We start from the raw sequence: 24,276 nt of genomic DNA, 5'->3' as shown, positions 1-24,276 counted from the left end.
CGGCGGCTGGAGGCCCCGCGACTAATAGCCGCCGGCTCCGTCAGCGGGACAGCGCGTCGGCATCACCGGTGACCACGTCGGCGACCTCAGCCGGGGAGACGCGGGCAACATCGCCGGGGATGGTGCGGGCGAGCGCGGCCGTTGCTGCGCCATCGGCCAGTGCGTCGGGGACTGACTTCCCCGCGTGGCGAGCTGCGAGGTACCCGCCGACGAGGGCATCGCCCGAACCGACGGGGTACGGGGAGTCGGCCTCGTAGGCGGGCTGCTCGAACGTGTCGCCATCGTGGACGGCCAGCACGCCCTTGCTGCCACGGGTGAGTAGCACCGTCTCACAGTCATGGACAGCCGCGAGGTCGGCCGCGACTGTCGCGGGGTCACCCTGGCGTTCGAGCACTGTCGCCGCGTCGCGCTCGGCAACGACGAGCGTGTCCACGTGCGATAGCAACTCGCGGAGCCGCTCGCGGGCCGCGGCCGGCTCCCACAGCTTCGACCGGTAGTTGACGTCGAAGACCACGCGTGTGTCGGCGTCATTCGCGGTCGCAACCAGCGACGCAACGGTGTCGGCCACGGTCGACGAGAGCGCGGGCGTGATGCCGGAGGTATAGAAGACCTCGGCCTCGCGGATGCAATCCAGCGGCAGGTCGTCGGGCGTCGTGGTCCGAACAGCCGCCCCTTCACGGTCGTACACGACATTCGACCCACGGGGTCGGGCCCCGGTCTCGAGGTAGTAAGTGCCGACACGGCCCTTGCCGTCTGCGACGACCGGCTCGACGCCTTCTGCGCGCAGTGCGCGACGAATGCGGTCGGCCGGCGGCGACGATGGAAGCTTGGAGAGCCACGCGGCGTCCATCCCCAGCCGCTGGGCGGCGACAGCGACGTTACTCTCGGCGCCCCCGACGTGGACGGACAGCCGGTCGGCCGCCTCGATACGTTCGTCGCCCGGCGGCGTGAGCCGCAGCATCGTCTCGCCGAACGTGACGAGTGCGGACATATTCCGGCTGGGACGTGCCGGCTGATAGGTGTCCCGGTCCCGATGGCAGCCGTTTTGTCGCCACAGGCCGCCATTCGACTATGCGACTGCGGACGGCACTCGACGCGTACAAGCGCGATGACGGCCCGTTTCCCGGCACTGTCCCGACTCACACGGGGGCGCTCGCGGGACACGAGGGCCGACTCGTCCACGTCTCACCGACCGGCGCCGTCCGCGACTACTCCGCGGCACTGTCTGGTCGTCATGGGATCGACCGCTCGCGATTCGGGCTCGCCGGGGACGTACCCCGCTGGTTCACAGATGCAACGCCCCGCGATCAGCGGTACGTCGGGGACACCCGCGTCGTGGAAACGCACTACGACCTCGGCGAGATCACCATCACCCAGCGCGACCGTACCCGCGGACAGACACATCTTACCCGATTCACCCTCCAGGGGCCGGTGGCAGCGGATGCCCGGCTCTGTGCATTCCTCACGTTCGCCCCCACGGGCCGAGACCGCGGCGTCGGTCGGCTCGTCCACCGTGATGGGCCGACTGTCGTTGAGACGTACGGCCGGGAAGAGCGAGACTATCTTGCTGCCGCGCCAGAACTCGCGGCCGTTGAGGGACAGGTACCCGAACGGTTCGCAGAACTGCTGGCGGCCGACCCAGTCGAGTTCCCGCGAGGAGATGACGGCGACCGGTACGAGGCGGCACAGCTCGGCGGGGATGTCCTCGTTGAGGTACCGTTGGCTCACGACGGAGAAACGGCATCCGCGACGCTCGTGACCCGACTGTGTGGGTCGACGACAGACCGCTCCGATGCGGTGACGATGGTTCGGGAGGCTGCCGCGACCGCAGCCGAGGGGCCACTCGAGACAGGGACAGTTGATCGGGTCGATATCAGCGTGGTCAGCGAGACGCCGGCCCGCGACCAGGTGATCGCGGATCTGCGGGCGCTCGACCTGCTGGCTGCCCCGACGGGCGCACGCATCGCTGGCCCGGAGTTCGACCCTTTCACCGCGAGTTCGGGCGGCTATGGCTACACATGGTTCCGGGACGACGCCGAGGTATCGCGGCGGCTCCTCGCCGCGGCTGACCCGCTCGGCCTCGATGTGGACGACCAACTGGCAGCGGCTGCCCGCTTCTACGTCGACACGCAGCGGTCGGACGGCTCGTGGCCGCACCGGGTGTGGGCTATCGACGGCTCACTCGCGCCGGGCTGGGCGAACGCGCGACTCGCGGGTGCAGCCGACGCCTACCAGGCTGACCAGACGGCCGCGGTCGTTGCCTATCTCGCAACGCTGGTGACCGAGCGGCCGGCAGTCCTCACCACCCTCGACCCGGTCCGAGAGGCCATCGCCGCCGGCATGGACGCGTTGACGGCGACAGTCGCGGCCGACGGGCTCCCGGAGCGGTGTCAGAACCTCTGGGAAAACGCTCACGGACGGTTCACACACACCGCGGCAACCTATCTCGACGCGTTCGCGCGCGTTGCGGCTGCGCCCGTTGGTGCATCGCTACAGGCGACGGCCCGCGAGCACGCCGCCCGCGTACTCGCGGGGCTGGACGCGCTGTGGACCGGCGACGCCTACGGGCTGGCGCTCGAGGATGACCGCCTCGACGCCGGGACGTTCGCGCTGGCGGACGCGCTTGCAAGCTACGACGCCGCCGCTACCCTCTCAGCGTCACACCTCGATCGGTTCGAACACCACCTGCGGACGGCGCTCGACGGGCTCGCCCGGGAGTCGGCTGCCGGCGTCGCTGGTCTCGTTCGATTCGACGGCGACGACTGGCGCCGCGCCGGCCAGTCGGCCCCGAAGGTATGGTCAGTCGCGACGGCGTGGGGCGCCGTCGCTGCGCTTCGGGGAGCAGCCCTGCTCTCGACACAAGGCCGAGATGTCGAGGGGCTGGTAGCCCATGGACGAGCGCTCTACGGGCTGCTGGGTCCGACGGGGCCATTCACCTCCGAGGTGGGGCTGCTCGCCGAGCAGGCGTTCGACGACGGCCGACTGGATAGCGCGACGCCGCTTGGCTGGTCGCACGCGCTCCGCCTCGATGCGACGGCCCTGCTGGCAGCCCGTGACGCGCTCGAGTGAGGACGACACCCTGCAGACGGACGACACTGGCGCTCGCAGTGCTGTGGATCGCTCGTCCGGGGCGGGCGTGTGTCTACGGGGTGCGGGCTACGGAGGGAAGGCGGTGGGCGACTCGAGGCTGCCCGCGTGGCGGCTCACACCGGGTCGAACAGCGTCTCACCGTCGACCATGTGCTCGGCCACGACGTCCATGTCGAGGGTGACGCCGAGCCCCGGGGATTCGGGGACAGTGATGGAACCGTCCTCGATGACGGGGTCCTCGACGAGGTCCGCCCACCAGCCGAGTTCGTAGGAGTGGTACTCCACAGCGAGTGCGTTCGGGATGGCGGCCGCAACGTGCGCGCTGGCCGTCGTTGCCACCGGCGAGGAGACATTGTGCATCGCGACGGGGACATAGTACTGGTTGGCGACGTCGGCGATCTTGCGGGTCTCGCGCATCCCGCCGACCTTCGGCATGTCCGGCGCAACGATGTCGACGGCCTGCCGCTCGATGAGTCGCCGAAGTTCGGTCACTCGGTAGCGGTTCTCGCCGACGGTGATTGGCGTGAGCGTCGACTTGGTGACCTCCTCTTGAACGTCGAGGTTCTCCGGGGGGACCGGGTCCTCAAGCCACCAGACATCGTGCTCTTCGATGGCGGCCGCGAGCCGCTTCGCGCTGCCGCCAGAGAACGTCCAGTGGCAGTCGAAGGCGACGTCCGCACGGTCGCGCACCCGCTCAGTCACCCGCTCGACGATTTCGGCCTTGTGCCGAATCTCGCCGGGTCGTAGATGACGGTTGGCGCGGTCCTTCTCGTGGCCGCTGGGCACGTCGAGGTCGAACTTCAGGGCGTCGTACCCCAGGTCCTCGACGACGCGCTCGGCCTCGTCGGCACACGCCTCGGGGTCTGCCTCTGCTTCCGTGTGGCAGTCACAGTATACCCGCACCTCGTCACGGTACTTCCCACCCAGCAACTGGTAGGCGGGGACCTCCAGGAGCTTTCCCGCGAGGTCGTGCAGCGCGACCTCGATGCCTGCGATGGCGGTGACGGTGACCCCCTCGACTGTACCCTCACCAGACATCTTCTGGACAAGATGTTCGTAGAGTCGGTCGATATCGAGGGGGTTCTCGCCGACGAGGAACGGCTTCATCCGCTGGATGAGCTCTGGGACGCCCGCGCCCCAGTAGGCCTCGCCGGTGCCGACGACGCCCGCATCCGTGTACACGCGGACGAGCGTCCATGGGAAGTTGCCGTCGACCATCGTCGTCTGGACATCCGTGATAGCGACATCGCGCCCACCGCCTCGCTTGGCGGTTGCCCCCATCGTCTCCGCGGAGAGTTCCCGCATCGTGTACTCGGCGTTCGGATCGTGGAGATCGGCGTAGTCCTTGGGCATGCCGAGGTATTCACTCGAAGTATAGTAAACGTTTTGTACGAGTCACAGGCGGTACACCCGCGCCTCGTACGGCCGGAGATCGAGCGGCCCTGCTGGCGTCGCGACATCGTCGTAGTTGGCGAGCAGTAGCGTCGCCGTCGGGTCCGCGCCCGGGACATCGACGCTCGTGTAGCCGTCGTCGAAGTTCAGGACGACAAGTAGCCGATCGTCTTCGAGCGTGCGCCGGTAGGCAAAGACAGATTCGTGGGCCGGGAGCAGCAGTTCGTACTCGCCGTAGACGAGTGCCGGTGTCTCGTGGCGGAGCTCGATGAGTCGCCGGTAGTACGACAGTACCGAGTTGGGCCGGGCTCGAGCGTCGGCGGCGTTCACCTCGTGGTGGTCCGGATTGACCGGCATCCATGGGTCACCGTCAGTGAAGCCGGCGTTAGGCGTGGCGTCCCACTGCATCGGCGTCCGCGCGTTATCGCGAGTGCGATGCTCGACAAGTTCGCGCACCTCGGCGTAGTCCTCGATACCCCGTTCGTCCATCAACATCCGGACGTTCCGGATGGTATCGACATCTTGGAGCGCGTCGAGACTCTCGAAGGGCGGGTTAGTCATGCCGAGCGGCTGGCCCTGGTAGACGAACGGGGTGCCACGGAGCGAGAGCAGGAGTGTCCCGATGAGTGTCGCCGACTCGCGACGGAATTGCTCGTCGTCGCCGAACCGCGAGACGACCCGCGGTTGGTCGTGATTCTCGAAAAACAGTGCTGACCAGCCGTCGCCCAGGCCCGTCTGCCAGCCGCTTATGACGGCTTTCAGCTCGGGCAGTGTCCAGTCACCCACGGTCCAGCGGCCCTCTTCGCCAAAGTCGAGCTGGACGTGGTCGAAGCTAAACGCCATGTCGAGCGGCCCGTCCGGGCCGGTGTACGCGCGGGCCTGCTGGATAGACACCTCCGGCAGTTCGCCGACGGTCATCGCGTCGTACCGGGAGAGCACCCGGTCGTCCAGCTCCTGCAGGTACGCCAGCGCGTGTGGCCCGTCAACGAAGTGTTCGCTCCCCACCCAGTCTGCCGAGGGATCACCGTCGGGCAGCGTCGCGGGTTTGGAGATGAGGTTGATGACGTCGAGCCGGAACCCGTCGATCCCTTTCTCCAGCCACCACTCCATCAGGTCGCCAATCTCCGTGCGAACGGCCGGATTCGCCCAGTTGAGATCTGGCTGGCGGTCGTGGTAGAGATGGAGGTAGTACTCGCCGCGCTCATCGTCGAATGCCCATGCGGAACCGCCGAAGTGCGACTCCCAGTTGTTGGGTGGCGCGCGGTCGGGCGGCCCGGGACTGTCGACAGCGTCGACCGTCTCGCGACCGGGGTGCCAGATGTAATAGTCGCCGTACTCACCGTCAGGGGCACGACGGGAGGCCTGGAACCACTCGTGTTCGTCGCTCGTGTGGTTCACCGCGAGGTCCATCACAAGCCGCATGTCACGCTCGTGGAGAGCCGCGAGCAGTCGCTCCCAATCGGCCATCGTCCCGAATTGCTCGTGGATGGCGCGGTAATTGGAGATGTCGTAGCCGTTGTCCACCTGCGGTGACTCGTAGACAGGGTTGAGCCAGACGACATCCACCCCGAGATACTCAAGATGGTCAAGCCGCTCAAGGATGCCCGCAAGGTCGCCGACGCCGTCACCGTCGCTGTCATTGAAGCTCCACGGATAGATCTGGTAGACGACCGCCTCCCGCCACCAGGCGCGGTCAACGTCGGCAGGCCACCTGTCTGCGCCCGTCGTGTCAGTCATGGATCCTGTGCGATGACCGCCTCGTACGGGCGGAGTGTCGTCGTGTCGGTCGGGTCGTCGTAGTTGCCGAGCAGTCGGGGTGACGCGGCAAGCGTCTCGAGTCGCGAGGGTTCGTCGTCGAGGTTCAGGACGACGAGTAGCCGGTCGTCTTCGAGCGTGCGCCGGTAGGCAAAGACGGATTCGTGGGCCGGAAGCAGCAGTTCGTACTCGCCGTAGACGAGTGCCGGCGTCTCGTGGCGGAGCTCGATGAGTCGCTGGTAGTACGCGAGGACACTGCGGGGGTCGTCCTGTTGGGCCGCGGCATTCACCTCGCGGTAGTCGGGATTGACCGGAAGCCACGGGTCGCCGTCGGTGAAGCCGGCGTTAGCCGTGGCGTCCCACTGCATCGGCGTCCGGGCGTTGTCGCGGGTGCGCTCGCGGACGAGTTCCCGGACTGTCTCGAAGGAGTCAATCTCTCCCCGGTCGATGGCCGCCTGCACTCGCCCGACAGTCATGGCATCCTCCTGTTCCGCGAGGCTCTCGAACGGATAGTTCCGTATGGATAGTTCGTCCCCCTGATAGATGAACGGCGTGCCCCGGAGTGTCAGGAGCAGCGTGGCGAGCGCAGTGGCCGACTCGTAGCGGTACTGCTCGTCGTCGCCGAATCGCGAGACGATCCGCGGCTGGTCGTGGTTGCCCAGGTACAGCGCGTTCCACCCGTCCGCCAGTTCCGTCTGCCAGCGTGTGATGACCTCTTTCAGGTCGGCCAGCGATGGCTCTGTGAGTCCCCACCAGCCGTCTTCCTCGTCGTAGTCGAGGGTCATATGATCGAAGTGAAACACCATGTCGAGCGGGCCATCCGGGCCCGTGTAGCGGCGCGCCTGTTCGACAGTGACCGCAGGCATCTCGCCGATCGTCACCGCGTCGTAGTTATCGAACGTCTCCGCAGCCATCTCCGCGAGGAACTCTTCGAGACGGGGGCCACCCGCACAGGCCTCGATGCCTGGTCCGCGCCCACTCGAGAGGTCAGCGGGTTTGGAGACGAGGTTGATGACGTCGAGCCGGAACCCGTCGATCCCTTTCTCCAGCCACCACTCCATCATCTCGTAGACATCTGTGCGGACATCGGGGGTTGTCCAGTCGAGGTCGGGTTGTTCTTCGAGAAACAGGTGGAGATAGTACTGGCCACGCAGGTCGTCGTAGCTCCAGGCCGGGCCGCCGAAGGCCGCCTCCCAGTCGTTCGGCGGGGCACGGTCCGGCGGCCCCGGCGAGTCGGTCGCATCCGTCGCCGGCCGACCGTCGCGCCACACGTAGTAGTCACCGTACTCGCCGTCGGGGGCACGACGGGAGGCCTGGAACCACTCGTGTTCGTCACTCGTATGGTTGACGACCAGATCCATGATGAGCCGCATATCACGCTCGTGGAGGGCCGCGAGCAGTTGCTCCCAGTCAGCCATCGTCCCGTACTCTTCGCGGATACTGCGATAGTCGCGTACGTCGTAGCCGTCATCGTGGTGGGGAGAGTCGTAGACGGGGTTGAGCCAGATGATGTCGACCCCCAGTTCGTCGAGGTAGTCGAGTCGCTCATGGATGCCGGAGAGATCACCGACGCCGTCGCCGTCGCTATCGTTGAAGCTCTGTGGATAAATCTGGTAGACAACGGCGTCCTGCCACCAGGTGCCTTCGGAGTTCATTCGAGATGGTCGCTGGGGAAGGGTGGTCGGCGGGCGCTACTAAAACGTCCGATTAGATGACGCCGAGTGCATCGAGATCGGCTGCCAACTGCTCGCGGTCGGTCTCATCCATGCCGCGCAGCGGCTCCCGGAGCGGGCCGACATCCGGGGCGTCCGCTCGGAGCGACAGTGCTGTCTTGACCCCCGCCATGTACGGGCCACGCTTGAGCGCATCGCGTATCTCGTAGACCGTACTTTGGCGCTCGCGGGCGCGCTCGCGGTCGCCGGCATCGTAGGCCTCGTACAGATCAACGACAAGCTCTGGGACGACGTTGGCGACGGCGCTCACCATCCCGGTACAGCCCACCTGGAGCCCGGGGAACAGCAGTGAGTCGGAGCCGGCGAGGAACGTCAGCTCGGGGTTCTCGTCGATGGCCTGTCCGAGCCATGGGACGTCCTTGCTGGAATCTTTCACGCCCGCGATGCCCGCTTCCGCCAGTTTTCGGAGCGTCTCGAGCGACAGTTCGTTGCCAGTCTTGCTCGGGATATGGTAGACGTACGTCGGGACATCTACGGCTGCAAGCACACGCCGGTAGTGGGTGAGCGCGGCTGTCTCGTCTATCGGGTAGTAGTACGGAGTGACGACGACGACGCCGTCGGCGCCTGCCTCCACGGCTGCCTGCGCGTTCTGGACGGTCTCGCGGGTGCTCGGGGCACCGACGCCAGCGATAACGGGAACTTCTCCGGCCACCTCTTCGGCGACGGCCGCGACGACCTGTTCGCGCTCTGCGGCACTTACGAGCGGGAACTCGCCGTTGGTTCCCAGCGGGAAGACGCCCGCGGCGCCACGGTCAACCACGAACCGAGCGTGGGCGGCCGTCGCCGCCGGGTCGAGCGACCCGTCCGGCTCGAAGGCCGTCACGGTCGGCGGAACGACGCCCTGTAGCCCGAGCGGGTCTGCCGTCCCCGGCTGTGGGGCTCGGTCGGTCATGGCCCACCTTCTCGGGGTTGACTCATAACCGTTGTGCACTTCCTTTTTCGAACGCGAGTAAACTTTTAGTGGCAGGTGTCCGTCAGGACACACATGATAGTCGAAGTCCGACTCGAAGGGGCGCTCGTCGCCCGCGCGGGTGCCCGGCGAGCGAGGGTAGCCGTCCCGGAGGACGCGACGCTGGAGGACGTCGTCTCGGCGCTGGCCGACGAGTACGGCCCACAGGTGCGTCCAGCCATCCTCGAGGCCGACCGCCTCCGGTCAGATACCATCGCCGTCCGCGAATCACACGACAGCCAGGAGCGACTCTCCTCGAACAGCACCGTCAGCGGCGGTGACACCGTCCGCTTCCAGATGCGGGCCTGACTACTCCAGTTCCGCCAGCCGGTTGAGCGCCCAGACGGTCCGGAGCGGCTCCGTCGCCTTCCCGCGGTCGAAAACGAGTTCATCCGTCCGGACGACGTGGTCGAGCACGTCCCGCGAGGCATGCTCTGGTGCGGCGGCGATCCCGGCGTCGTTCTCCTCGGCCCATCGCATCACCCGAAGGTCGCTCTTGGAGTCGCCCATCACGAGCGCGAAGGGGTCCTCGACGCCGAGCACATCCAGCGCCGCCTCGACGCCGGCCACCTTGTTGAGTTCTAGTGAGCCAATCTCCGCAGCGTCGGCCTCGTAGTAGGCGACGTCGATCCGCTCGAAGGCCGAGGCAACCGACTGGGGGATGGCCTCGATATCGGTGGCAGGCAGCCCGTCCTGTGTCTCGAGGACGCCCCGAATCTCGGGGTCGGCGTCGGCGTAATAGGCGCGGGCCCACGCGGTTGGGTCGCCGTCGGAGACCTCGAGTTCAGCGGCGACGGCCTCGCCTAACAGGTCGAGCTGGTAGACGAGTGCCTGGTCGATGACCTCGCGGGCGCGGGCACTGCCCGTCTCGAAGTTCGGCTTCAACGTGACGTTGAACTCGTTGCCTTGCAGGTGGCAGCCACGACGGAGCTGTTCGGGCGCGTCCGGGAGCACCCGGCCGCGGACGCGGTCGAAGACGCCCCGGATCTCCGGCGCAAGTTCCTCGTACAACAGCTGCTTCGTCTCGGAACCGTGGCCGGGTGTGAACACACCGGTCCCGGCCTCGTAGACGACCGACAGGTCACCCGAGTGGACGAGCTCGTTGCCAAGCCCCTGTATCATGAATCCTTTCACGTTCTCCAGTGTCTGGCCGGTACAGACGATGATGGGCGTGCCGGCCTCGTGGAATTCAGTAAGAAGATGGAGCGTCTCGCGAGGTATCTCGTTGTCCGTACTTCCGGCTGATCGGAGCGTCTCGTCGACGTCAAGCACGAACACGTTCACGCCACGCTCGTAGCGGTTCAGCAGGTCTAAGGCCGTGAACGCCTGGTCGCGGGTGGCGTGGGTCGCCACGTCTGCCAGCGTCTCCCCGACGGGGAACGCCGCGCGGACCGCCTCCATGCGCTCGTCGAGTTCCTCGCTGGCCCGCTGCCAGTGTTCTAAGGCAACGCGCGAATCGACCGGGGGGAACAGGTCGGTGAACTCGCGGTAGGCCCGGAGCGTCTCTGTATCGAACTCCTCGTACAGTCGGTAGAGCTGGTCGTAACGTTCCATGGACACTCCGGGCGAGGTAGGCTCGCCTCCGTTGACTTAGGTATTTACTCAGAATACAATAAATCTTTTGTCGGTGCAGTTGCTACCTCGCCCATGGACGCCGTAGTAGCCCGACGCGGGGCGACCACCCCGACGGTGATAGATGTGCCCCGCCCGGAACCGGGCCCTGGGGAGGCGCTGGTCCGGACGCTCCGGGTCGGCGTCGACGGGACCGACCGGGAGGTGCTCGCCGGGACTCATGGCGGGTTCCCCGATGACGAAGATTATCTCATCCTCGGCCATGAGGCCGTCGGCGTCGTCGTCGATCCGAATGGGACGAGCCTCACGGCCGGCGATATCGTCGTGCCGACAGTGCGACGCCTCCCCGCCACGGGGACGAACGACTACTTCGAGCGTGGACAGGCAGACATGGCACCGCCGTCGATGTGTCGTGAACGTGGAATCGACGGCGCCCACGGGTTCATGGCCGAGTACTTCACGAGCCCCGCCGAGACGCTTGTCGAGATTCCCGAGTCGCTGGCCCCTCTCGGTTTCCTCGTCGAGCCGGTGAGCATCTCGGAGAAAGCCATCGAGCACGCCTCTGCGTCGCGGTCGGCGTTCGACTGGCAGCCAGAATCAGCACTCGTGCTCGGAAACGGGCCGCTCGGGCTGGTGACACTTGCGATGCTGGACGGCTACGACCGCACGTACTGTGTGGGCCGACGTGACCGGCCCGACCCGACCATCGACATCATTGAGCGGCTGGGCGCCACCTACGTTGACTCCCGGGAGACTCCCGTCGAGTCGTTCCCGACCGTCCACGAGCCGGCCGACTTCGTGTACGAGGCGACCGGCCACGCGAAACACGCCATCGAGACGGTGGCGGCGCTGGCACCGGGCGGCGTCGGCGCGCTGCTGGGTGTGCCGGAGTCGTGGGCCTTCGAGGTCGACGGCGGTGACTTCCACAAGGACATGGTGATGAACAACAAGGCGCTGGTTGGCAGCGTCAATTCGAGTGCGGCCCACTTCCGAGCGGCCGCCGACCGGCTGACTGGCTTCCCGACGTGGTTCACGGAGGCGCTCGTGACGGATGTGGTCGGTGTCGAGGCGGCCGCCGAGGCGTTCGCGAACGACGAAAGGACGATAAAGACGGCGGTGGAGTTCGATACACTATGAAGAACGTCGACGACCTCATTGCGAGTGCCGCAGAGCTCGCCGAACAGGGCCTCTCCAAGGGCGAGATAGCCGACGAACTGAACGTCTCCCGCGAGACGGCGAGCTGGCTGGTCGAGCGGTCGGGCAACGCCGCGCCGGCGCCCACCCGGTCAACCGGTGGACCCCACGACATCCACGTCGACTGGTCGGCGTTAGGCCGCGACAGTACCCGGCTCGGCTACGCCGGCAAGTCGATGGCCGACCTCCTCTCCAAGCAGGGAGAGGATGTGGACCTCACGATTGGTATCGAGAAGGCTGGCGCGCCGCTGGCCACCTCCGTGGCCGCGGAACTCGATACGGACCTCGGCACCTACACGCCGAGCAAACACCAGTGGGAGGAAGGTGATATCGACGATCTCGGCGGGACGTTCTCGCGGAATTTCGCGGAGATTCGCGGCCGCGACTGCTATCTCGTCGACGATACCATCACCTCCGGCACGACGATGACGGAAACCGTCGAGGCCGTCCGCGAGGAGGGTGGTGAGCCGGTGGCCTGCTGTGTCTTGGTCGACAAGCAAGGTGTCGAAGAGATTGAGGGAGTCCCGGTGTACTCGTTGCTGCAGGTCATCCGGGTCGGCAACGGGGAGTGATACCGCGAGGGATAGGTACTTAACCCGTATGACCGACGACCGGATAATGAGTTCCGACCCGCGCAGCGCGCTCGAGCGCGTGAGCCAGCGGTTCGATTTCGGCGAATACGAGTCCGAGGCATACCTCACTATCCTCCGACACGGCCGGTTGACGGCCTCCGATATCGCCGATCACACAGACATTCCCCAGCCCCGGGTCTACGATACGGTCCGCAGTCTCGCGGACGCGGGGCTGGTCGAACTCCAGGAATCCCGGCCGATGCAGGTCCTCGCCGTCGAGCCGTCAGAGGCGTTCGCAGAGCTGCAGAGCTCGCTATCGGACCTCGTCGACCAGCTCGAACGGGAGTACAGCGCGCCGGCCCGCGACGCGGAGGCGGTGACGCTCATCAAATCACGGTCCACGATCCTCCGGTATCTCGGAGAGATCATCGAATCGGCGGAGTACGAACTCGTGCTTGCGGTGCCGCCGACACTGCTGGGTCGGTTCGAGTCCGAACTCGAGGAGAGCCGTGCGGACGGTGTCACCATCGAACTGCTTCTGTCACCGGCGGCGGACGCTCCTGGCCCCGACGAGTACGACTACAGCCGGGTGGCAACCCACGCGCGCGCTCGCCGAGGCGTGACAACACCCGTCGTGGCCGTCGCAGATGGGACCTACTCGCTGTACGCGACCCGTTCGGCCCTACGAAACGACCGTGACCGCTATGGCGTCATTTTCAACCGCTCCGAACTGGGCTTTCTTGTCTCGGGCTTTCTGAACACAGTCGTCTGGACGAGCGCGAAGACGCTCGCAGAGGCGCCAGAGGAGCCGCCGTTCCCGCGCCGCTACGCGACCATCCGTCGGTGTGTGAGTGATCTCGCGGCGACGGAGGGTGAGTTTTATGCGAGCATCGTCGGCCGCGATGTCGAGACCGGCGAGGATCGCACCGTCCGGGGGCCAGTCGTCGACATCTCCGTGGGGACGAACCGGGAGACAGCCGCACTCACCGTCGACACGGAGTCAGGCCGCGTCTCTGTCGGTGGCCAGGTGGCCGCACTCGAAGATATCGAGGCCCACGAGATACACGTGGGCCGCGAGGCTCCGCCCCCCATTTAGATACCAGAGGCGCGAAGCCCCGTCTTCACCGAGCAACGCAGGCTGACGACCGAGTAGCGCAGCAGGGCAGGGTTATAGCGCCGTGATCACGTCCGCTCGACTTCCAGCCGGTGAGCCTCCACGTCCTCGACAGCCGCGACTCGACCACCGACAGAAACGTGTCCTTCGTCGGTGTCGAGCGTCAGCGAGGTGATCCCTCGGGCGGCGTTCAGCGTCGTGTCCACGACTGGGCCGGCCACTTCGCGAGGATCACCCGACAGCACGTCGCGCCCCTCGACGCTGGCGTGGAACGGGCCCTGCAGCCGTTGGAGGTCGTCGACGCACCGTCGGACTGAGGCGTAGCGGCGGGGGAACGACGCGGGTGTCTCCTGCTCGGTGACTGTCCGGCCCGTCGCCCACAGCATCGTCTGGTAGAAGCCGTAGACGAGAAAGCCGAGTGTGGAGTCGTCAAAAATGACACCGTAGCCGTCGCCATCTGTGGCTGCCGCCTCCCGGCTGGCGTACACAGACCGGCGGCCGTCAGCCACGGCCACGACGGGCGTCGTCACCCCCCGTCGAGTACGCGCGAGACTGGCGACTGCGTTGTAGTCAAACGCCTCGGGGCCCGGCGCCTCGTGCTGTGGGAACAGGAGCAGGCTCACGTGGACGTCCTCGAGCTCGCGGAGCGCGGGTGCAAGCCGGTTGAGCAGCGCTACCGGGATCGACAGCGACAGTTCGTACTCCGCAGCGTCGACCACCGCGTCGAGGTGGCGGAGAATGGAGCGCCGCGAGGTGACGAGACTGACCGCCTCACCGCCCAGTTCTGGCTCTACGTACCGGTCGTCGAACGCCTCAACGAGGTCGTCCAGTGAGTCGCGAAACTCTGCAAACGCAGCCTCGGGGTCCGCAGCCGCGACACGCATCGGCCGCGTTTCGTGGACCTCGACGAGCCCGCGGTCTGCAAGATCGCGGGCCGTGTCGTACACTCGGGTTTTCGGAACATCCGCCCGGCGGGCGAGCTCAGGAGCCGTGAGTTCGCCGTGTTCAAGCACCGTCAGATACACCGCGAGTTCGTATTCCCCAAACTCCAGTCCCGCACCCAGTCGCTCTGTCAGCGTCCGCAGGTCCCGGTCCGTCATCGGCAGTCTACCGCACGATTCTTACGTCCACCCGGTTGAACCCTGTTGTTTCCGTCCCTGGCCCGTTCGTTTCGCCCCGTGGCTGACGACAATTTCATTCAACTCCGAATTAATTTTCGTAGCGTTTATATCCGAGGGGGCAGACCGGCTGTACGAGACTGATTCACAGACGATGACACGAGACAACACTTCACAGGCGACGCGGCGGAACATACTCAAAGGCGCAGGCGCGGTCGGGACGGCCGGACTCGCAGGACTCGCGGGCTGTTCCGGCGGGAACGGCGGCTCCGAAGGCGGCTCCGAGGAGACCTCGGGCGGTTCCGGCGACTCCGGCACTAATCCCATCGAACTGCTCCACGCCTGGTCGTCGGGCGACGGCAATGCCGCCATCGCGGCACTGATCGAGGGGTTCCAGGAGGCCCATCCGGACATCGAGTTCGCTGAGGAGCCCGTCAACGGGGCAGCTCGTGGCAACCTCGACCAAGTCGTCTCCAACCGTCTGCAGGCGAACGACCCGCCGAGCACGTTCCAGACGTGGCCCGGCAAGACCCTCGAGAAGTTCGGCGAGGCGTACGCCGACATCGAAGGGAGTGTGTGGACGGACGACCTCAAGAACAACTACCTGCCCGGCCCGAAGGCGCAGGCACAGCTCGACGGCACCTTCGTGACGGTGCCGCTGAATATCCACCGCATCAACAACCTCTTCTACAACACGCAGGTCGTCGAGGCAGCGGGCGTCGACCCCGAGTCGCTCTCGTCGCCGGCGGACGTAGTGGAGGCCTGCGAAACGATCGCAGCCGAGACGGACGCGGTGCCGTTCGCACAGCAGACCAGTGGCGCGTGGTCGACCGTCCAGCTGTGGGAGACAGTGTTCCTCGCCGAGGCTGGAATCGACGGCTACGAGGCGTTCATCTCGGGCGACGGCGACGTCGACCAGGTGCAGGCAGCCCTCGAGAACGTCGTCGCGCTGCGCGAGTACTACCCCGAGGACGCCTCCTCCATCGGCTTCACCGAGGCGAACAAGATGGTGATGGAGGGGTCGGCAGCGTTCATCCACCAGGGTGACTGGGCGGCCGGCGCCTACAGCGGCACGGACGACTTCAACTACCAGGAGGACTGGGGACAGGTCACTTACCCCGGCACGAGCGGGAGCTACCTGCTCAACATGGACTCGTTCCCGTACTTCGACAACAACCCGTCGCCAGAGGCGACGAAGACGTTCCTCAGCTACTGTGGGAGTGCCGAAGGCCAGGTCCTGTTCAACAAGGAGAAGGGCTCGATTCCGCCCCGCAAGGATGCGGACGTCTCCTCGCTCAACACGTTCCAGCAGGACCAGTTCGACGACTTCACGAACGCCGACAACCAGCCGCCGTCCATCCAGCACGGGCTGGCTGTCTCCCCAGGCGTGGCGACGAACATCGGCAGCGCGTTCAGCGGCTTCCTCGAGAGCTACGACGCGGCCGCAACCGCCGAGAAGCTCGTCAACGCGTTCAACTGACACGGCAGCTTCCACGCCCTCATGCGCAATTTCATCGACCAGCTCAGAAACCACTCGAGCGACGACGGCACGGAGTCAGTCCGGACGGACGGCGGGACGACGACATCCCGAAGCCGGCTGTTTGGCGACTCCAACCAGTCACTGCTGGAGCGTGACGTCGTGCGGTCCGCGCCGTTCTGGCTCCCGCCGTTTTTGCTCGTCGGTCTGTTCGTGTACGGAGCCATTGCGTGGAACGTTCTGCTGTCGTTCACGGACTTCACCGGCATTGGGGAACCAAACTACAGTGCGCTCGACCTCGAGAACTACATAATCGCGTTCACCGGCGGAACACCGTCGTGGTCGAATCTGGCGGTCGACCCCATCTGGAACGCCGCCCAGAACACGGTCGTCCTGATGGTTGCCTTCGCGGCCGCGTGTCTCGTGTTGGGGCTGGTGTTGGCAATCCTCGTCGACCGTGGCATCCGCTTCGAGAACACCTTCCGAACTATCTACCTGTTGCCGATGAGCCTCTCGTTTGTCGTGACGGCGAAGTTCTGGCTATATATGTATAACCCACAGACTGGGTTGATCAACATCCTCCTTGGCGCGGTCGGCATCGGGCCGGTCGGTATCATCCAAAATCCCGACCTGAAGCTCGCCGGCGTTGCGTTCGCGCTCATCTGGCAGTTCAGCGGCTACGCGATGATTGTCTATCTGGCCGCCCTCCGGACGATTCCGACGAGCCACTTCGAGGCCGCCCGTGTCGATGGTGCCTCGACGGTCCGGATGTACTGGCGAGTGATCGTCCCCCAGCTCCGGACCGCGACGGTGAGCGCACTGGTTGTCATCACGGTGTTCGCGCTGAAGGCGTTCGACTTCCTCTTCTCGATGTACGGTGGCTACCAGCCCGGCCCGTCGGCAGACATCCTCGCGACACGGATGGTACGAGAGGCGTACGCGAACCAGAACTGGGCCTACGGGTCGACCATCGCGGTCATCCTCTTCGTCCTCGCACTGGCCATCGTCGCCCCGTACATCTACTCACAGTATCAGCGGGGTGAACTGTGAGCACGTTCACCGACGGAACGGCCGACCGACTCAAGCGAATCGGCCTCTATGCGGTGCTGGTCGGGATGGCCGTGTTCTACCTGATTCCCATCGAAACCGGCCTGATGACGGCCATCACCAGTCCGGCATCGTATACCGGCAATGCACCGTTCCTGCCGCCGCTGGAGCCGATCGTCCCCGGGACGGGGACGTTCTCGCTCCAGCCGTGGGGGAACGCACTTGACGGGCTCGCCAGTGGTCTCGTCAACAGCTTCGTGCTCGTGGTTCCGGCAACGGTGCTATCGGGGCTGCTCGGCAGTATGGCGGCCTACGGGCTGACGACGGTGAACTGGCGCGGCCAGATCGGCATCTACGTGCTGTTCGTCGCGGGCATCTTCATCCCCTACCAGGCGGTGCTGGTCCCGCTCACGCAGTTCTGGTACAACGTGGTCCCCTTGCGGACGCTGTTCGTTCCGGTTGCTCAGACGCTCCCGCTCGTCCGCGAGTTCCACTGGAAGTTGGTGGCACTCATCGTGACCCACACGGCCTACGGCGTGCCCATCTGCACCCTGCTCTTCCGGGCACACTACAAGAAGCTCTCCGATGAGATGATCGAGGCCGCACGGCTCGACGGCGCCTCGGTCAGCAAGATCTACCGGCGGATCATCCTGCCGCTGTCCGTGCCGATGTTCGCCGTCGTGTTCATCTACCAGTTCACACAGGTGTGGAACGACCTGCTGTTCGCACTCACCATCGTCCAGTTCGGCGACGCGTCGGTGGTCACACAGGAGTTGGTCGGGATTGGCGTCTCACAGTCCGGGACGAACTTCCCGCTCCGGATGGCCGCCGCGCTGCTGGCGGCGCTCCCGACCCTGGTAGTTTACGTACTCTTCGGCGACAAGTTCGCGGAAGGGGTGGCAGCATGAGTCAGACGGCTCAGAGAGGTGACCGAATATGGCACAACTGACACTCGATGAGGTGACGAAGGTGTTCGACGCCGGCGGCGGCGAAGAGGTCGTTGCCGTCGATGGCGTGAACATAGAGATCGCAGACGGCGAGTTTCTCGTCCTCGTAGGCCCGTCGGGCTGTGGGAAATCGACCACACTCCGGATGATTGCTGGCCTCGAGACGGTGACAAGCGGGGAGATACGGCTCGGTGACCGGCTCATCAACGATGTCTCTCCGGCCGACCGGGATATCGCGATGGTGTTCCAGTCGTACGCGCTGTACCCCCACATGACCGTCCGCGAGAACATGAGCTTCGGGCTCGAAGAATCGACTGACATGGCCGACGAGGACATCGCCGACACCGTCGGGGCCAGCGCCGCGACGATGGGTATCGGCGACCTGCTCGATCGGAAGCCATCAGACCTGTCGGGCGGCCAGCGCCAGCGGGTCGCGCTTGGCCGGGCCATCGTCCGGGACCCCGAGGTGTTCCTGATGGATGAGCCGCTGTCGAACCTCGACGCCAAGCTACGCTCGGAGATGCGCACAGAACTCCAGCGGCTGCAAGACGAACTCGACACGACCACCGTCTACGTGACCCACGACCAGACGGAGGCGATGACGATGGGCGACCGGGTCGCCATCCTGAACGATGGGCGACTCCAGCAGGTGGGAACGCCACTGGAGTGTTACCATCAGCCGGCCAACCGGTTTGTCGCCGGCTTCATCGGCGAGCCGTCGATGAACTTCTTCGAGGTCGAACGACAGGGCACCCGGCTTGTCGCCGACCGGTTCTCGTATCCGCTAAGCGAGTCGCTCCGGGCTGAACTCGGTGATCGAACCGACCTCACGCTCGGTATCCGGCCGGAGGATATCGAGCTCGGGGCGGAGACCGATGGCAAGGATGTGTTTGAGACGGTCGTGGATGTCGTCGAACCGATGGGCAACGAGAACAACGTGTACCTTGCGTTCGACGAGCGGGCCGACGAGCCGGAGACGTTCGTCGCCACCGTCGGCGGGATGAGCCGCATCGAGGCGGGCCAGCCCGTCACGGCGCGGTTCCCCGAGGCAGCCATTCACCTGTTCGACCGCACGACCGGCGAGGCGGTCCACAACCGCGACCTGGCGGATCCGGACACAATCGAGCCTCGCCTCTAAGCTAAGGCGTTCGCGTCTTCAGCTCCAGCGCGTGGATGTCGGTCGTCATGTGTTCTTCGAGCGCGTCGTAGACGAGTTCGTGCTGCTCGACGAGCGACAGCCCCTCGAAGGCCGGCGCCGTCACCTCTGCCTGCAGGTGGTCGTCGTCGTGTTCGCCGCGGGCGCGCCGGACCGTCGCCGTCGCCCCCTCGACACGCTCTTCGATGAGTCGTTCGACCTCGGCTGGCTCCATACCCCGCCCGACGCGGCGAGCGACGAAAAGCCCGGCGGGACGGCTTTCAGGTCCACCGGTCGAGGCCCGTCTGGACGAGCGACTGCTCGATGCGCTCGAACCCCCGGTCCACTTCTTCGGAGGCGACCCCCCACTCGTCGGTGACGTACGCACGGGCCGCCTCGACATCCGGCTCGATGTCCAACTCGAGTGAGATATCCTCGTCGACATCCGGGTCGAGAAACAGCTCGCGGATGAGATCGGCGCCCTCAATGTGGGCCTCTTGCGCGTCGAGTGCCCCCCAGAGGTCACCGTGTTCGCGAACCAGCTTGACGGCCGTCTTGGGGCCGACACCGTCGATTCCGTCGTTGAAGTCCGTTCCCATCAGAATGCCCACGTCGACCAACTGCTCCCACGTGAGTCCGTGTTCCTCCAAGGTCGCCTGGAACTCCATCAGTTCGGGGTCGCCCTTCGAGGTGAGTCCACGAAGCGTGTACGGTGCCCCGAGCAGAAGCGCATCGTAGTCCTCGGTGCCGACGTAGTCGACCTGTTCGCGTCTCGCCATGTGGGCGGCCTGTGCTTCTCCCTCAGCAGGCGCCTCGACGACGGGCACATCCAGTCGAGCGAGCAGCCCACGGGTCGTCTCGTGGATAACGTCGGTAAGTCGCTGGGTGCGCGACTGGAGTCGGGCGACCCGCTCGGCGTCTGCATCTTCCGCTTTGGCCGTCTCGAGTTCCGCCTCGTAGCGCTCGCGCTGCTCGCGTCGTTCCGCGACCTCGGCTGTCTTGAGATCGGTAACGCCACCGTCGAAGACGAAGACGGGTGTGATATCGTGTTCGAAGAATTTCGGTAATCCCTGGACGACGCCGATAAGGTTCGCCACCTCCGTACCCTCCTCGGTCGTGTAGGCGTCGTCGCGGGTGAACTTCACCGTCGTCGTCAGATACCGATAGAGCCAGTTGTGCGCGTCAACGGCGACGACGCTCCCGGCTAACTCCTCGAATGGGATGTCCGAGAGGACGGCCAGTGAGCGGAGGTCGGCGTTGCCCATACAGACGAGTCGGGCGCCGGCGGCTTGAAGGATGCTACTCAGGTCAGTTGGCGCGGGTGAGCGCGTCGGTGACCTGCTCGCGGCGCTCGCGAACGACCCCGAGCGCGGCGCTGGCGTCCGCCAGCACGGGGTCGGGCACCGGGAACTGCCCATAGAGATACGAGGGGACCGCGGCGTCGTCGTCGGCGACACGCGCGGTCCGTTCTTCCACCACGTCGCCGATGTGGCGTTCCAGGGTGTCGAGCCGCCGCCAGCGCGCCTCGAGGGTGCCAAACGGTCGCTCGAGGTCGGTCACGAGATCGCTCGACTCCGCGAGCAGTGCCGACAGACGCCGCTCTGTCTCGGCCAGGTCACGCGCCTCCTCATCGAGCCGGCCGAGAAACTCGCGGCGCTCGGTCGCGGCTGCATCTGCCCGCTCTGCCAGCACCGACTGGAGGCCGGGCGTGAGGTCGCTCCCTTCTGCCAGCGCGCCGCCGGCGTCAGGACCCAGTTCCGCGCGGGCGTGCTCGGCAAGCGTCTCGTCGTAGTCCTCCTCGAAGTGGTCGACGGCCATCACCGTCTCGCGGTAGGCGTCGCGGGCGGCCGCCAGGCCGTCTGTCCCGCTGGTCACAGGACTCCTATCGGGGGGTTCGACGGCGCCGGCGGGAGTCGGCGTCGTCGACGGCGAGGGGGTCTCGGGGGTGAGCGCGCGGACCCGTCCGGCGAACCGTTCGAAGGCCGCCAGTTCTGCGGCGATGCGGTGCTGCTCTTCGTCGCAGGCGTCACGCGCGGCCGCGATATACGAAAACGCGGCGACCACACCAGCAGCCCACAGTGTGAGCACGAAGACGGCCTTCAGCAGCATCGCCGCTGTGACCGGTCCCCAGGGGGTGTTGACGAGGCCCGCACCGGTCTCGGCCACGCCCACCATGGTGGCGGGGACGCTGAGTATCATGGTAAGTTATGGCACGCGCTGCCCCACCATAACAGTTGTTGGCGCTGTGGGAGATGCTATTCAGTTCGGGGGGTCCGCCATGACCTCTCTCAGACGCTGAACTTCCACGTCTCGGCGCTCACCAGTCGGGTGGCTCGGTCCGGTCTGCGAGGAACTGCCGCTCGGCGTCGGTGAGGTTCCGGTCACGGAACCGGTCAAGTCCCGCCCGGTAGCGGCTCGGGTCGCGGTCGGCCGGCCGTTCCAAAATCAGTTCGGCGACGCCGGTCGTCCAGCCGGTGTAGCCAAACCCTGCTTTGTACAGTGCCTCGTAGGCGAACGGATTGTTGACGGCGATACGGATGCGCTCGTAGCCGCGAGCCAGCAGCCGCTCTGTAGTCTCCGCACAGAGTTGCGGGCCCAGCCCCTCGCCGCGACGGTCCTCACGGACAGTCACGTAGCGGAGCCAGGCTGCGGCCGGCTCTGTTCGGTCTTCGTTGAATGCGACGGCCGCCAGCACGCCCTCGTCAAACTCGCCATCGCCGGGCGGGCCGTCCCGGAGCACCGCCTTGCCGGTGTTCGTCATGACGAACTTGCCGGCGTAGCTGAACCGCCGCCAGTCGAGCCGGAGCTGTGGGGCCGCTCCCCCGGCAGCCGGATGCCACCCCGCCACGACGAACTCCATGCTGGATGGTTAGCCGCCAGCCGCAAACCATTATCCCCGGGCGACGACCACCCGCCGTGCACGGACACCTCGCGTCGCCGGATGTCAGGCGGTTCGACCGGTTCGCCCGGCTCTATGACCTGGCGATGCCACCAGCCGATGCGGCGACGCTCGGGCGCGGGTTTGCGTTCGCCGACCGGGATATCGAGCAGGTGCTCGATGTCGGCGGCGGCACCGGCCGGGCAGCTCGCTCGGCGGGAGAGGGTGCCGACGGGACGCTCGCCATCGTGGTCGATGCTGCGGCGGGGATGGTCAGGGAGGCAACCGCGAACGGCGCTCCCGCGCTGCTGGGTCTCGCGGAACAGCTGCCCATTGGCGACGAGACGGTCGATGCCGTCACGGTGGTCGACGCGCTTCACCACTTCGCGGACGCGGAGACGACGCTCGCCGAGGCGGCACGGGTGCTCCGGCCGGGGGGCGTGCTCGTGATTCGCGAGTTCGACCCTGCGACGCTCCGGGGGCGACTGCTCGCTGGCGCAGAGCGGGCCATCGGCTTCGGGTCGCGGTTCTACACGTCAACAGCACTGCTGGAGGCCATCCGGGCGGTGGGACTGGTCTCGTTCCGTCCGGAGACGGGCTTCGCGTACACCGTCGTCGGGCGAAAACGGCGCGACTAAGCCGACGGGCCCCCCACAGCTGGTATGCATCTCCGCCCGCGATTCGACCGCGACTGGGCGACGGGAGCGACGCTGGTCGGCGACCTGCTGTGTATCGGGCTGTTCGTGTCGCTGGGCGCGCTCCGCCACCCAGAGGCCGGGCCGCTGTACGTCCGCGTTCCGGAAATCGCGGCGCCGTTCATCCTCGGCTGGCTGGTCGTGGGCGCGTTCGTGGGCGTCTTTACCGCCAGCGAGCTCACGGGTACACGGACTGTGGCCGGCCGCGCGGCCCTCGCCTGGGTCGGCGCGACGGCTGTGGCACAGACACTCCGGGCGACGCCGTTCGTTCCTGGGGGGACCGCCCCAGCGTTCGTCGTCGTGTCATTGGTCGTCGGCGGGACGTTACTGGTCACATGGCGTGTGCTTGCGAGCCGAGCGTTCATCGGATGAGATACATACTGAGGCCGGCTGCGAGCGCTGCGATGGCTGCCAGCACACCAAATAGCGTCGCCGGCCCTGCAACCGTGAGCAGACCACCGGCGACGGCACCCCCGAGCGCGCCGACGCCGAAGACACCGAGATACGTATAGCCGTACGAGAGCCCACGGGTCCCAGCGGGCGAGTACTCGGCGACCGTCGCCTGGTAGAACGGCTGGACGGCGAACAGCGCGACGCCCATCACTGCCGAGACGACGAGCAGCGGCCCCAATCCCGTGCGTGCGACAGGGAGGTAGCCGAGTGCGAGGACACCGAGCACGGTGTAGCCGGCCGCCAGCCCCCGCTCGGCAGGGATCGCATCCGTGAGCCGGCCACCCAGATACTGGCCGGCGACACCCGCCGTGAGAAGGCCAACGTACACGTACCGGCTCGGCTCGATAGTCCGACCCGCGAGCGCGATGGGCGACAGCGAGTCGAACCGGCCCAGCAGCTCCGGGAGAAACGTCAGAAAACCGCGGTAGTAGAGCCCTGAACAGATCACGACGACGAACACGAGCACGAACGGGCCGAGCAGCAGCCGGCGAGAGCTCGTGAAAAACTCGGCGAGCGAGCCGACATCGCCACTGGCGCGCGCATTGTCGTCTGTTGCGGCCGCCGTCTCGTCGATGTCGACGCGGGCGGCGACGGCGGCAGCCAGCAGTGCGGGCACCCCGAGTAGGCCGACGGCGAGCCGCCAGTCGCCGAGGAAGAACAGCAGCAAGGCGGCCACCAGCGGACCGACGCCGATGCCGATGTTCCCCGCGATTCCGTGGTAGGCGAAGGCAGTACCCCGCTGCTGGACGCCCTTCGAGATGAGCGAGAGCCCCGCTGGATGGTAGACAGATGCCGAGATTCCCCAGATGAGCAGGCAGGCGGCGACGACCGGCAACGATGGGGCGAACGCCAGCAGGACAAACGAGCCGCCCATCCCGACCAGTGAGGCGACGATGAGTGGCCGCGAGCCGTACGCATCCGCCAGCAGGCCGCCTGGGAGTGCCCCCAGCCCGAACAGAGCGTAGCCGCCGCTGACAACCACGCCCAGTACGAACAGCGTCGTCTCGACAGTGCCGAGTCCAGGTAGCGTCGTCGCCGGAAACGTCGCCCCCCAGACACTCCCGACGGCGAGGATAGGGAGCGTCAACTCGTAGGTGTGGACGAGGCCGTGCGCGAGCATCACAAGCCCCGTAATGGCACGACCGTTTCGGTTCAC

23 protein-coding genes are annotated in these 24,276 nt (G+C 66.3%); 11 read left to right on the top strand and 12 right to left on the bottom strand.

The window, feature by feature from the left end; genetic code table 11:
* Window positions 1–40: 40 nt before the first annotated feature.
* Window positions 41–991: a bifunctional 2-dehydro-3-deoxygluconokinase/2-dehydro-3-deoxygalactonokinase gene (kdgK1, locus tag ABEJ63_RS08185; RefSeq protein WP_375795871.1), complete on the bottom strand. Its 951-nt coding sequence runs from the start codon at window positions 989–991 to the stop codon at window positions 41–43.
* Between the two features lie 80 nt (window positions 992–1,071).
* On the opposite strand from kdgK1, the gene ABEJ63_RS08180 reads away from it, so the two are divergent.
* Window positions 1,072–3,069, top strand: coding sequence for a hypothetical protein (locus ABEJ63_RS08180; RefSeq protein WP_375795870.1), 1,998 nt, complete (start codon window positions 1,072–1,074; stop codon window positions 3,067–3,069).
* Window positions 3,070–3,203: 134 nt separating this feature from the next.
* Here the strand turns inward: ABEJ63_RS08180 and ABEJ63_RS08175 are convergent, their stop codons facing one another.
* From ABEJ63_RS08175 to ABEJ63_RS08160, 4 genes are read right to left on the bottom strand one after another with little or no spacing between them, the layout of a single operon-like run.
* Window positions 3,204–4,442, bottom strand: coding sequence for a mandelate racemase/muconate lactonizing enzyme family protein (locus ABEJ63_RS08175; protein ID WP_375795869.1), 1,239 nt, complete (start codon window positions 4,440–4,442; stop codon window positions 3,204–3,206).
* Window positions 4,443–4,484: 42 nt separating this feature from the next.
* A complete protein-coding gene (locus tag ABEJ63_RS08170; RefSeq protein ID WP_375795868.1) occupies window positions 4,485–6,218 on the bottom strand; it encodes an alpha-glucosidase in 1,734 nt (577 codons plus the stop codon).
* Entirely contained in the window at window positions 6,215–7,891 is a 1,677-nt protein-coding gene (locus ABEJ63_RS08165) for an alpha-glucosidase (protein WP_375795867.1), read from the bottom strand. Before ABEJ63_RS08165 ends, ABEJ63_RS08170 begins: the two co-directional genes overlap by 4 nt.
* 52 nt (window positions 7,892–7,943) lie before the next feature.
* Window positions 7,944–8,861, bottom strand: coding sequence for a dihydrodipicolinate synthase family protein (locus ABEJ63_RS08160; protein WP_375795866.1), 918 nt, complete (start codon window positions 8,859–8,861; stop codon window positions 7,944–7,946).
* 93 nt (window positions 8,862–8,954) lie between these two features.
* Between ABEJ63_RS08160 and ABEJ63_RS08155 the strand changes: the two genes are divergently transcribed.
* Complete coding sequence (locus ABEJ63_RS08155) at window positions 8,955–9,227, top strand: hypothetical protein (protein WP_375795865.1); 273 nt, start codon at window positions 8,955–8,957, stop codon at window positions 9,225–9,227.
* Here the strand turns inward: ABEJ63_RS08155 and ABEJ63_RS08150 are convergent, their stop codons facing one another.
* Window positions 9,228–10,472, bottom strand: a complete 1,245-nt coding sequence (locus ABEJ63_RS08150) for an HAD family hydrolase (protein ID WP_375795864.1) — start codon at window positions 10,470–10,472, stop codon at window positions 9,228–9,230.
* 93 nt (window positions 10,473–10,565) lie between these two features.
* On the opposite strand from ABEJ63_RS08150, the gene ABEJ63_RS08145 reads away from it, so the two are divergent.
* Genes ABEJ63_RS08145 through trmB form a run of 3 tightly spaced genes read left to right on the top strand, consistent with a single transcriptional unit; the run spans window position 10,566 to window position 13,352 of the window.
* Window positions 10,566–11,627: a glucose 1-dehydrogenase gene (locus ABEJ63_RS08145; protein ID WP_375795863.1), complete on the top strand. Its 1,062-nt coding sequence runs from the start codon at window positions 10,566–10,568 to the stop codon at window positions 11,625–11,627.
* Window positions 11,624–12,256: a transcriptional regulator GfcR gene (gene gfcR / locus ABEJ63_RS08140; RefSeq protein ID WP_375795862.1), complete on the top strand. Its 633-nt coding sequence runs from the start codon at window positions 11,624–11,626 to the stop codon at window positions 12,254–12,256. The genes ABEJ63_RS08145 and gfcR overlap by 4 nt, the downstream gene beginning before the upstream one ends.
* Before the next feature lie 46 nt (window positions 12,257–12,302).
* The gene (trmB, locus tag ABEJ63_RS08135) at window positions 12,303–13,352 is read left to right on the top strand and encodes an HTH-type sugar sensing transcriptional regulator TrmB (RefSeq protein ID WP_375795861.1); all 1,050 of its coding nucleotides are present in this window, start codon (window positions 12,303–12,305) and stop codon (window positions 13,350–13,352) included.
* Between the two features lie 86 nt (window positions 13,353–13,438).
* On the opposite strand, the gene ABEJ63_RS08130 is transcribed toward trmB, so the two are convergent.
* Window positions 13,439–14,470 carry a TrmB family transcriptional regulator gene (locus ABEJ63_RS08130; RefSeq protein ID WP_375795860.1) on the bottom strand — a complete coding sequence of 344 codons (1,032 nt, stop codon included), beginning with the start codon at window positions 14,468–14,470 and terminating at the stop codon, window positions 13,439–13,441.
* A 172-nt stretch (window positions 14,471–14,642) separates the two neighbouring features.
* On the opposite strand from ABEJ63_RS08130, the gene ABEJ63_RS08125 reads away from it, so the two are divergent.
* Genes ABEJ63_RS08125 through ABEJ63_RS08110 form a run of 4 tightly spaced genes read left to right on the top strand, consistent with a single transcriptional unit; the run spans window position 14,643 to window position 19,097 of the window.
* Entirely contained in the window at window positions 14,643–15,968 is a 1,326-nt protein-coding gene (locus tag ABEJ63_RS08125) for an ABC transporter substrate-binding protein (protein ID WP_375795859.1), read from the top strand.
* A gap of 21 nt (window positions 15,969–15,989) precedes the next feature.
* Window positions 15,990–17,015 carry a carbohydrate ABC transporter permease gene (locus tag ABEJ63_RS08120; protein ID WP_375795858.1) on the top strand — a complete coding sequence of 342 codons (1,026 nt, stop codon included), beginning with the start codon at window positions 15,990–15,992 and terminating at the stop codon, window positions 17,013–17,015.
* Window positions 17,012–17,920 carry a carbohydrate ABC transporter permease gene (locus ABEJ63_RS08115; RefSeq protein WP_375795857.1) on the top strand — a complete coding sequence of 303 codons (909 nt, stop codon included), beginning with the start codon at window positions 17,012–17,014 and terminating at the stop codon, window positions 17,918–17,920. The genes ABEJ63_RS08120 and ABEJ63_RS08115 overlap by 4 nt, the downstream gene beginning before the upstream one ends.
* 28 nt (window positions 17,921–17,948) lie before the next feature.
* Window positions 17,949–19,097 carry an ABC transporter ATP-binding protein gene (locus ABEJ63_RS08110; RefSeq protein ID WP_375795856.1) on the top strand — a complete coding sequence of 383 codons (1,149 nt, stop codon included), beginning with the start codon at window positions 17,949–17,951 and terminating at the stop codon, window positions 19,095–19,097.
* A gap of 1 nt (window position 19,098) precedes the next feature.
* Here ABEJ63_RS08110 and ABEJ63_RS08105 read toward each other — a convergent pair whose 3' ends face one another.
* The 4 genes from ABEJ63_RS08105 to ABEJ63_RS08090 form a co-directional block, all read right to left on the bottom strand.
* Window positions 19,099–19,329: a BolA/IbaG family iron-sulfur metabolism protein gene (locus ABEJ63_RS08105; RefSeq protein ID WP_375795855.1), complete on the bottom strand. Its 231-nt coding sequence runs from the start codon at window positions 19,327–19,329 to the stop codon at window positions 19,099–19,101.
* Between the two features lie 46 nt (window positions 19,330–19,375).
* The gene (gene fen, locus ABEJ63_RS08100) at window positions 19,376–20,359 is read right to left on the bottom strand and encodes a flap endonuclease-1 (RefSeq protein WP_375795854.1); all 984 of its coding nucleotides are present in this window, start codon (window positions 20,357–20,359) and stop codon (window positions 19,376–19,378) included.
* A 43-nt stretch (window positions 20,360–20,402) separates the two neighbouring features.
* The gene (locus ABEJ63_RS08095) at window positions 20,403–21,293 is read right to left on the bottom strand and encodes a hypothetical protein (protein WP_375795853.1); all 891 of its coding nucleotides are present in this window, start codon (window positions 21,291–21,293) and stop codon (window positions 20,403–20,405) included.
* A 118-nt stretch (window positions 21,294–21,411) separates the two neighbouring features.
* The gene (locus tag ABEJ63_RS08090) at window positions 21,412–21,954 is read right to left on the bottom strand and encodes a GNAT family N-acetyltransferase (RefSeq protein ID WP_375795852.1); all 543 of its coding nucleotides are present in this window, start codon (window positions 21,952–21,954) and stop codon (window positions 21,412–21,414) included.
* A gap of 56 nt (window positions 21,955–22,010) precedes the next feature.
* Between ABEJ63_RS08090 and ABEJ63_RS08085 the strand changes: the two genes are divergently transcribed.
* Together ABEJ63_RS08085 and ABEJ63_RS08080 are read left to right on the top strand one after the other, a co-directional pair.
* Window positions 22,011–22,610: a class I SAM-dependent methyltransferase gene (locus ABEJ63_RS08085; protein WP_375795851.1), complete on the top strand. Its 600-nt coding sequence runs from the start codon at window positions 22,011–22,013 to the stop codon at window positions 22,608–22,610.
* A 24-nt stretch (window positions 22,611–22,634) separates the two neighbouring features.
* Window positions 22,635–23,039 carry a DUF3054 domain-containing protein gene (locus ABEJ63_RS08080; RefSeq protein WP_375795850.1) on the top strand — a complete coding sequence of 135 codons (405 nt, stop codon included), beginning with the start codon at window positions 22,635–22,637 and terminating at the stop codon, window positions 23,037–23,039.
* Here the strand turns inward: ABEJ63_RS08080 and ABEJ63_RS08075 are convergent.
* A complete protein-coding gene (locus ABEJ63_RS08075; protein WP_375795849.1) occupies window positions 23,029–24,240 on the bottom strand; it encodes an MFS transporter in 1,212 nt (403 codons plus the stop codon). The genes ABEJ63_RS08080 and ABEJ63_RS08075 overlap by 11 nt on opposite strands.
* Between the last annotated feature and the right edge of the window lie 36 nt (window positions 24,241–24,276).

This window comes from Halosegnis sp. (assembly GCF_042216475.1).
GTDB lineage: Archaea > Halobacteriota > Halobacteria > Halobacteriales > Haloarculaceae > Halosegnis.
This window is presented reverse-complemented; position numbering and strand designations above follow the sequence as displayed.

Bases quoted from the DNA above. Each gene is read 5' to 3' on its own strand.
- ABEJ63_RS08145 (WP_375795863.1), top strand. From the start codon at position 10,566: ATGGACGCCGTAGTAGCCCGACGCGGGGCGACCACCCCGACGGTGATA.
- ABEJ63_RS08175 (WP_375795869.1), bottom strand. From the start codon at position 4,442: ATGCCCAAGGACTACGCCGATCTCCACGATCCGAACGCCGAGTACACG.
- ABEJ63_RS08120 (WP_375795858.1), top strand. From the start codon at position 15,990: ATGCGCAATTTCATCGACCAGCTCAGAAACCACTCGAGCGACGACGGC.
- ABEJ63_RS08155 (WP_375795865.1), top strand. From the start codon at position 8,955: ATGATAGTCGAAGTCCGACTCGAAGGGGCGCTCGTCGCCCGCGCGGGT.
- ABEJ63_RS08160 (WP_375795866.1), bottom strand. From the start codon at position 8,861: ATGACCGACCGAGCCCCACAGCCGGGGACGGCAGACCCGCTCGGGCTA.
- ABEJ63_RS08130 (WP_375795860.1), bottom strand. From the start codon at position 14,470: ATGACGGACCGGGACCTGCGGACGCTGACAGAGCGACTGGGTGCGGGA.
- ABEJ63_RS08105 (WP_375795855.1), bottom strand. From the start codon at position 19,329: ATGGAGCCAGCCGAGGTCGAACGACTCATCGAAGAGCGTGTCGAGGGG.
- ABEJ63_RS08090 (WP_375795852.1), bottom strand. From the start codon at position 21,954: ATGGAGTTCGTCGTGGCGGGGTGGCATCCGGCTGCCGGGGGAGCGGCC.
- fen (WP_375795854.1), bottom strand. From the start codon at position 20,359: ATGGGCAACGCCGACCTCCGCTCACTGGCCGTCCTCTCGGACATCCCA.
- ABEJ63_RS08110 (WP_375795856.1), top strand. From the start codon at position 17,949: ATGGCACAACTGACACTCGATGAGGTGACGAAGGTGTTCGACGCCGGC.
- ABEJ63_RS08075 (WP_375795849.1), bottom strand. From the start codon at position 24,240: ATGCTCGCGCACGGCCTCGTCCACACCTACGAGTTGACGCTCCCTATC.
- kdgK1 (WP_375795871.1), bottom strand. From the start codon at position 991: ATGTCCGCACTCGTCACGTTCGGCGAGACGATGCTGCGGCTCACGCCG.
- ABEJ63_RS08125 (WP_375795859.1), top strand. From the start codon at position 14,643: ATGACACGAGACAACACTTCACAGGCGACGCGGCGGAACATACTCAAA.
- ABEJ63_RS08095 (WP_375795853.1), bottom strand. From the start codon at position 21,293: ATGATACTCAGCGTCCCCGCCACCATGGTGGGCGTGGCCGAGACCGGT.
- gfcR (WP_375795862.1), top strand. From the start codon at position 11,624: ATGAAGAACGTCGACGACCTCATTGCGAGTGCCGCAGAGCTCGCCGAA.
- ABEJ63_RS08180 (WP_375795870.1), top strand. From the start codon at position 1,072: ATGCGACTGCGGACGGCACTCGACGCGTACAAGCGCGATGACGGCCCG.
- ABEJ63_RS08170 (WP_375795868.1), bottom strand. From the start codon at position 6,218: ATGACTGACACGACGGGCGCAGACAGGTGGCCTGCCGACGTTGACCGC.
- ABEJ63_RS08165 (WP_375795867.1), bottom strand. From the start codon at position 7,891: ATGAACTCCGAAGGCACCTGGTGGCAGGACGCCGTTGTCTACCAGATT.
- trmB (WP_375795861.1), top strand. From the start codon at position 12,303: ATGAGTTCCGACCCGCGCAGCGCGCTCGAGCGCGTGAGCCAGCGGTTC.
- ABEJ63_RS08150 (WP_375795864.1), bottom strand. From the start codon at position 10,472: ATGGAACGTTACGACCAGCTCTACCGACTGTACGAGGAGTTCGATACA.
- ABEJ63_RS08080 (WP_375795850.1), top strand. From the start codon at position 22,635: ATGCATCTCCGCCCGCGATTCGACCGCGACTGGGCGACGGGAGCGACG.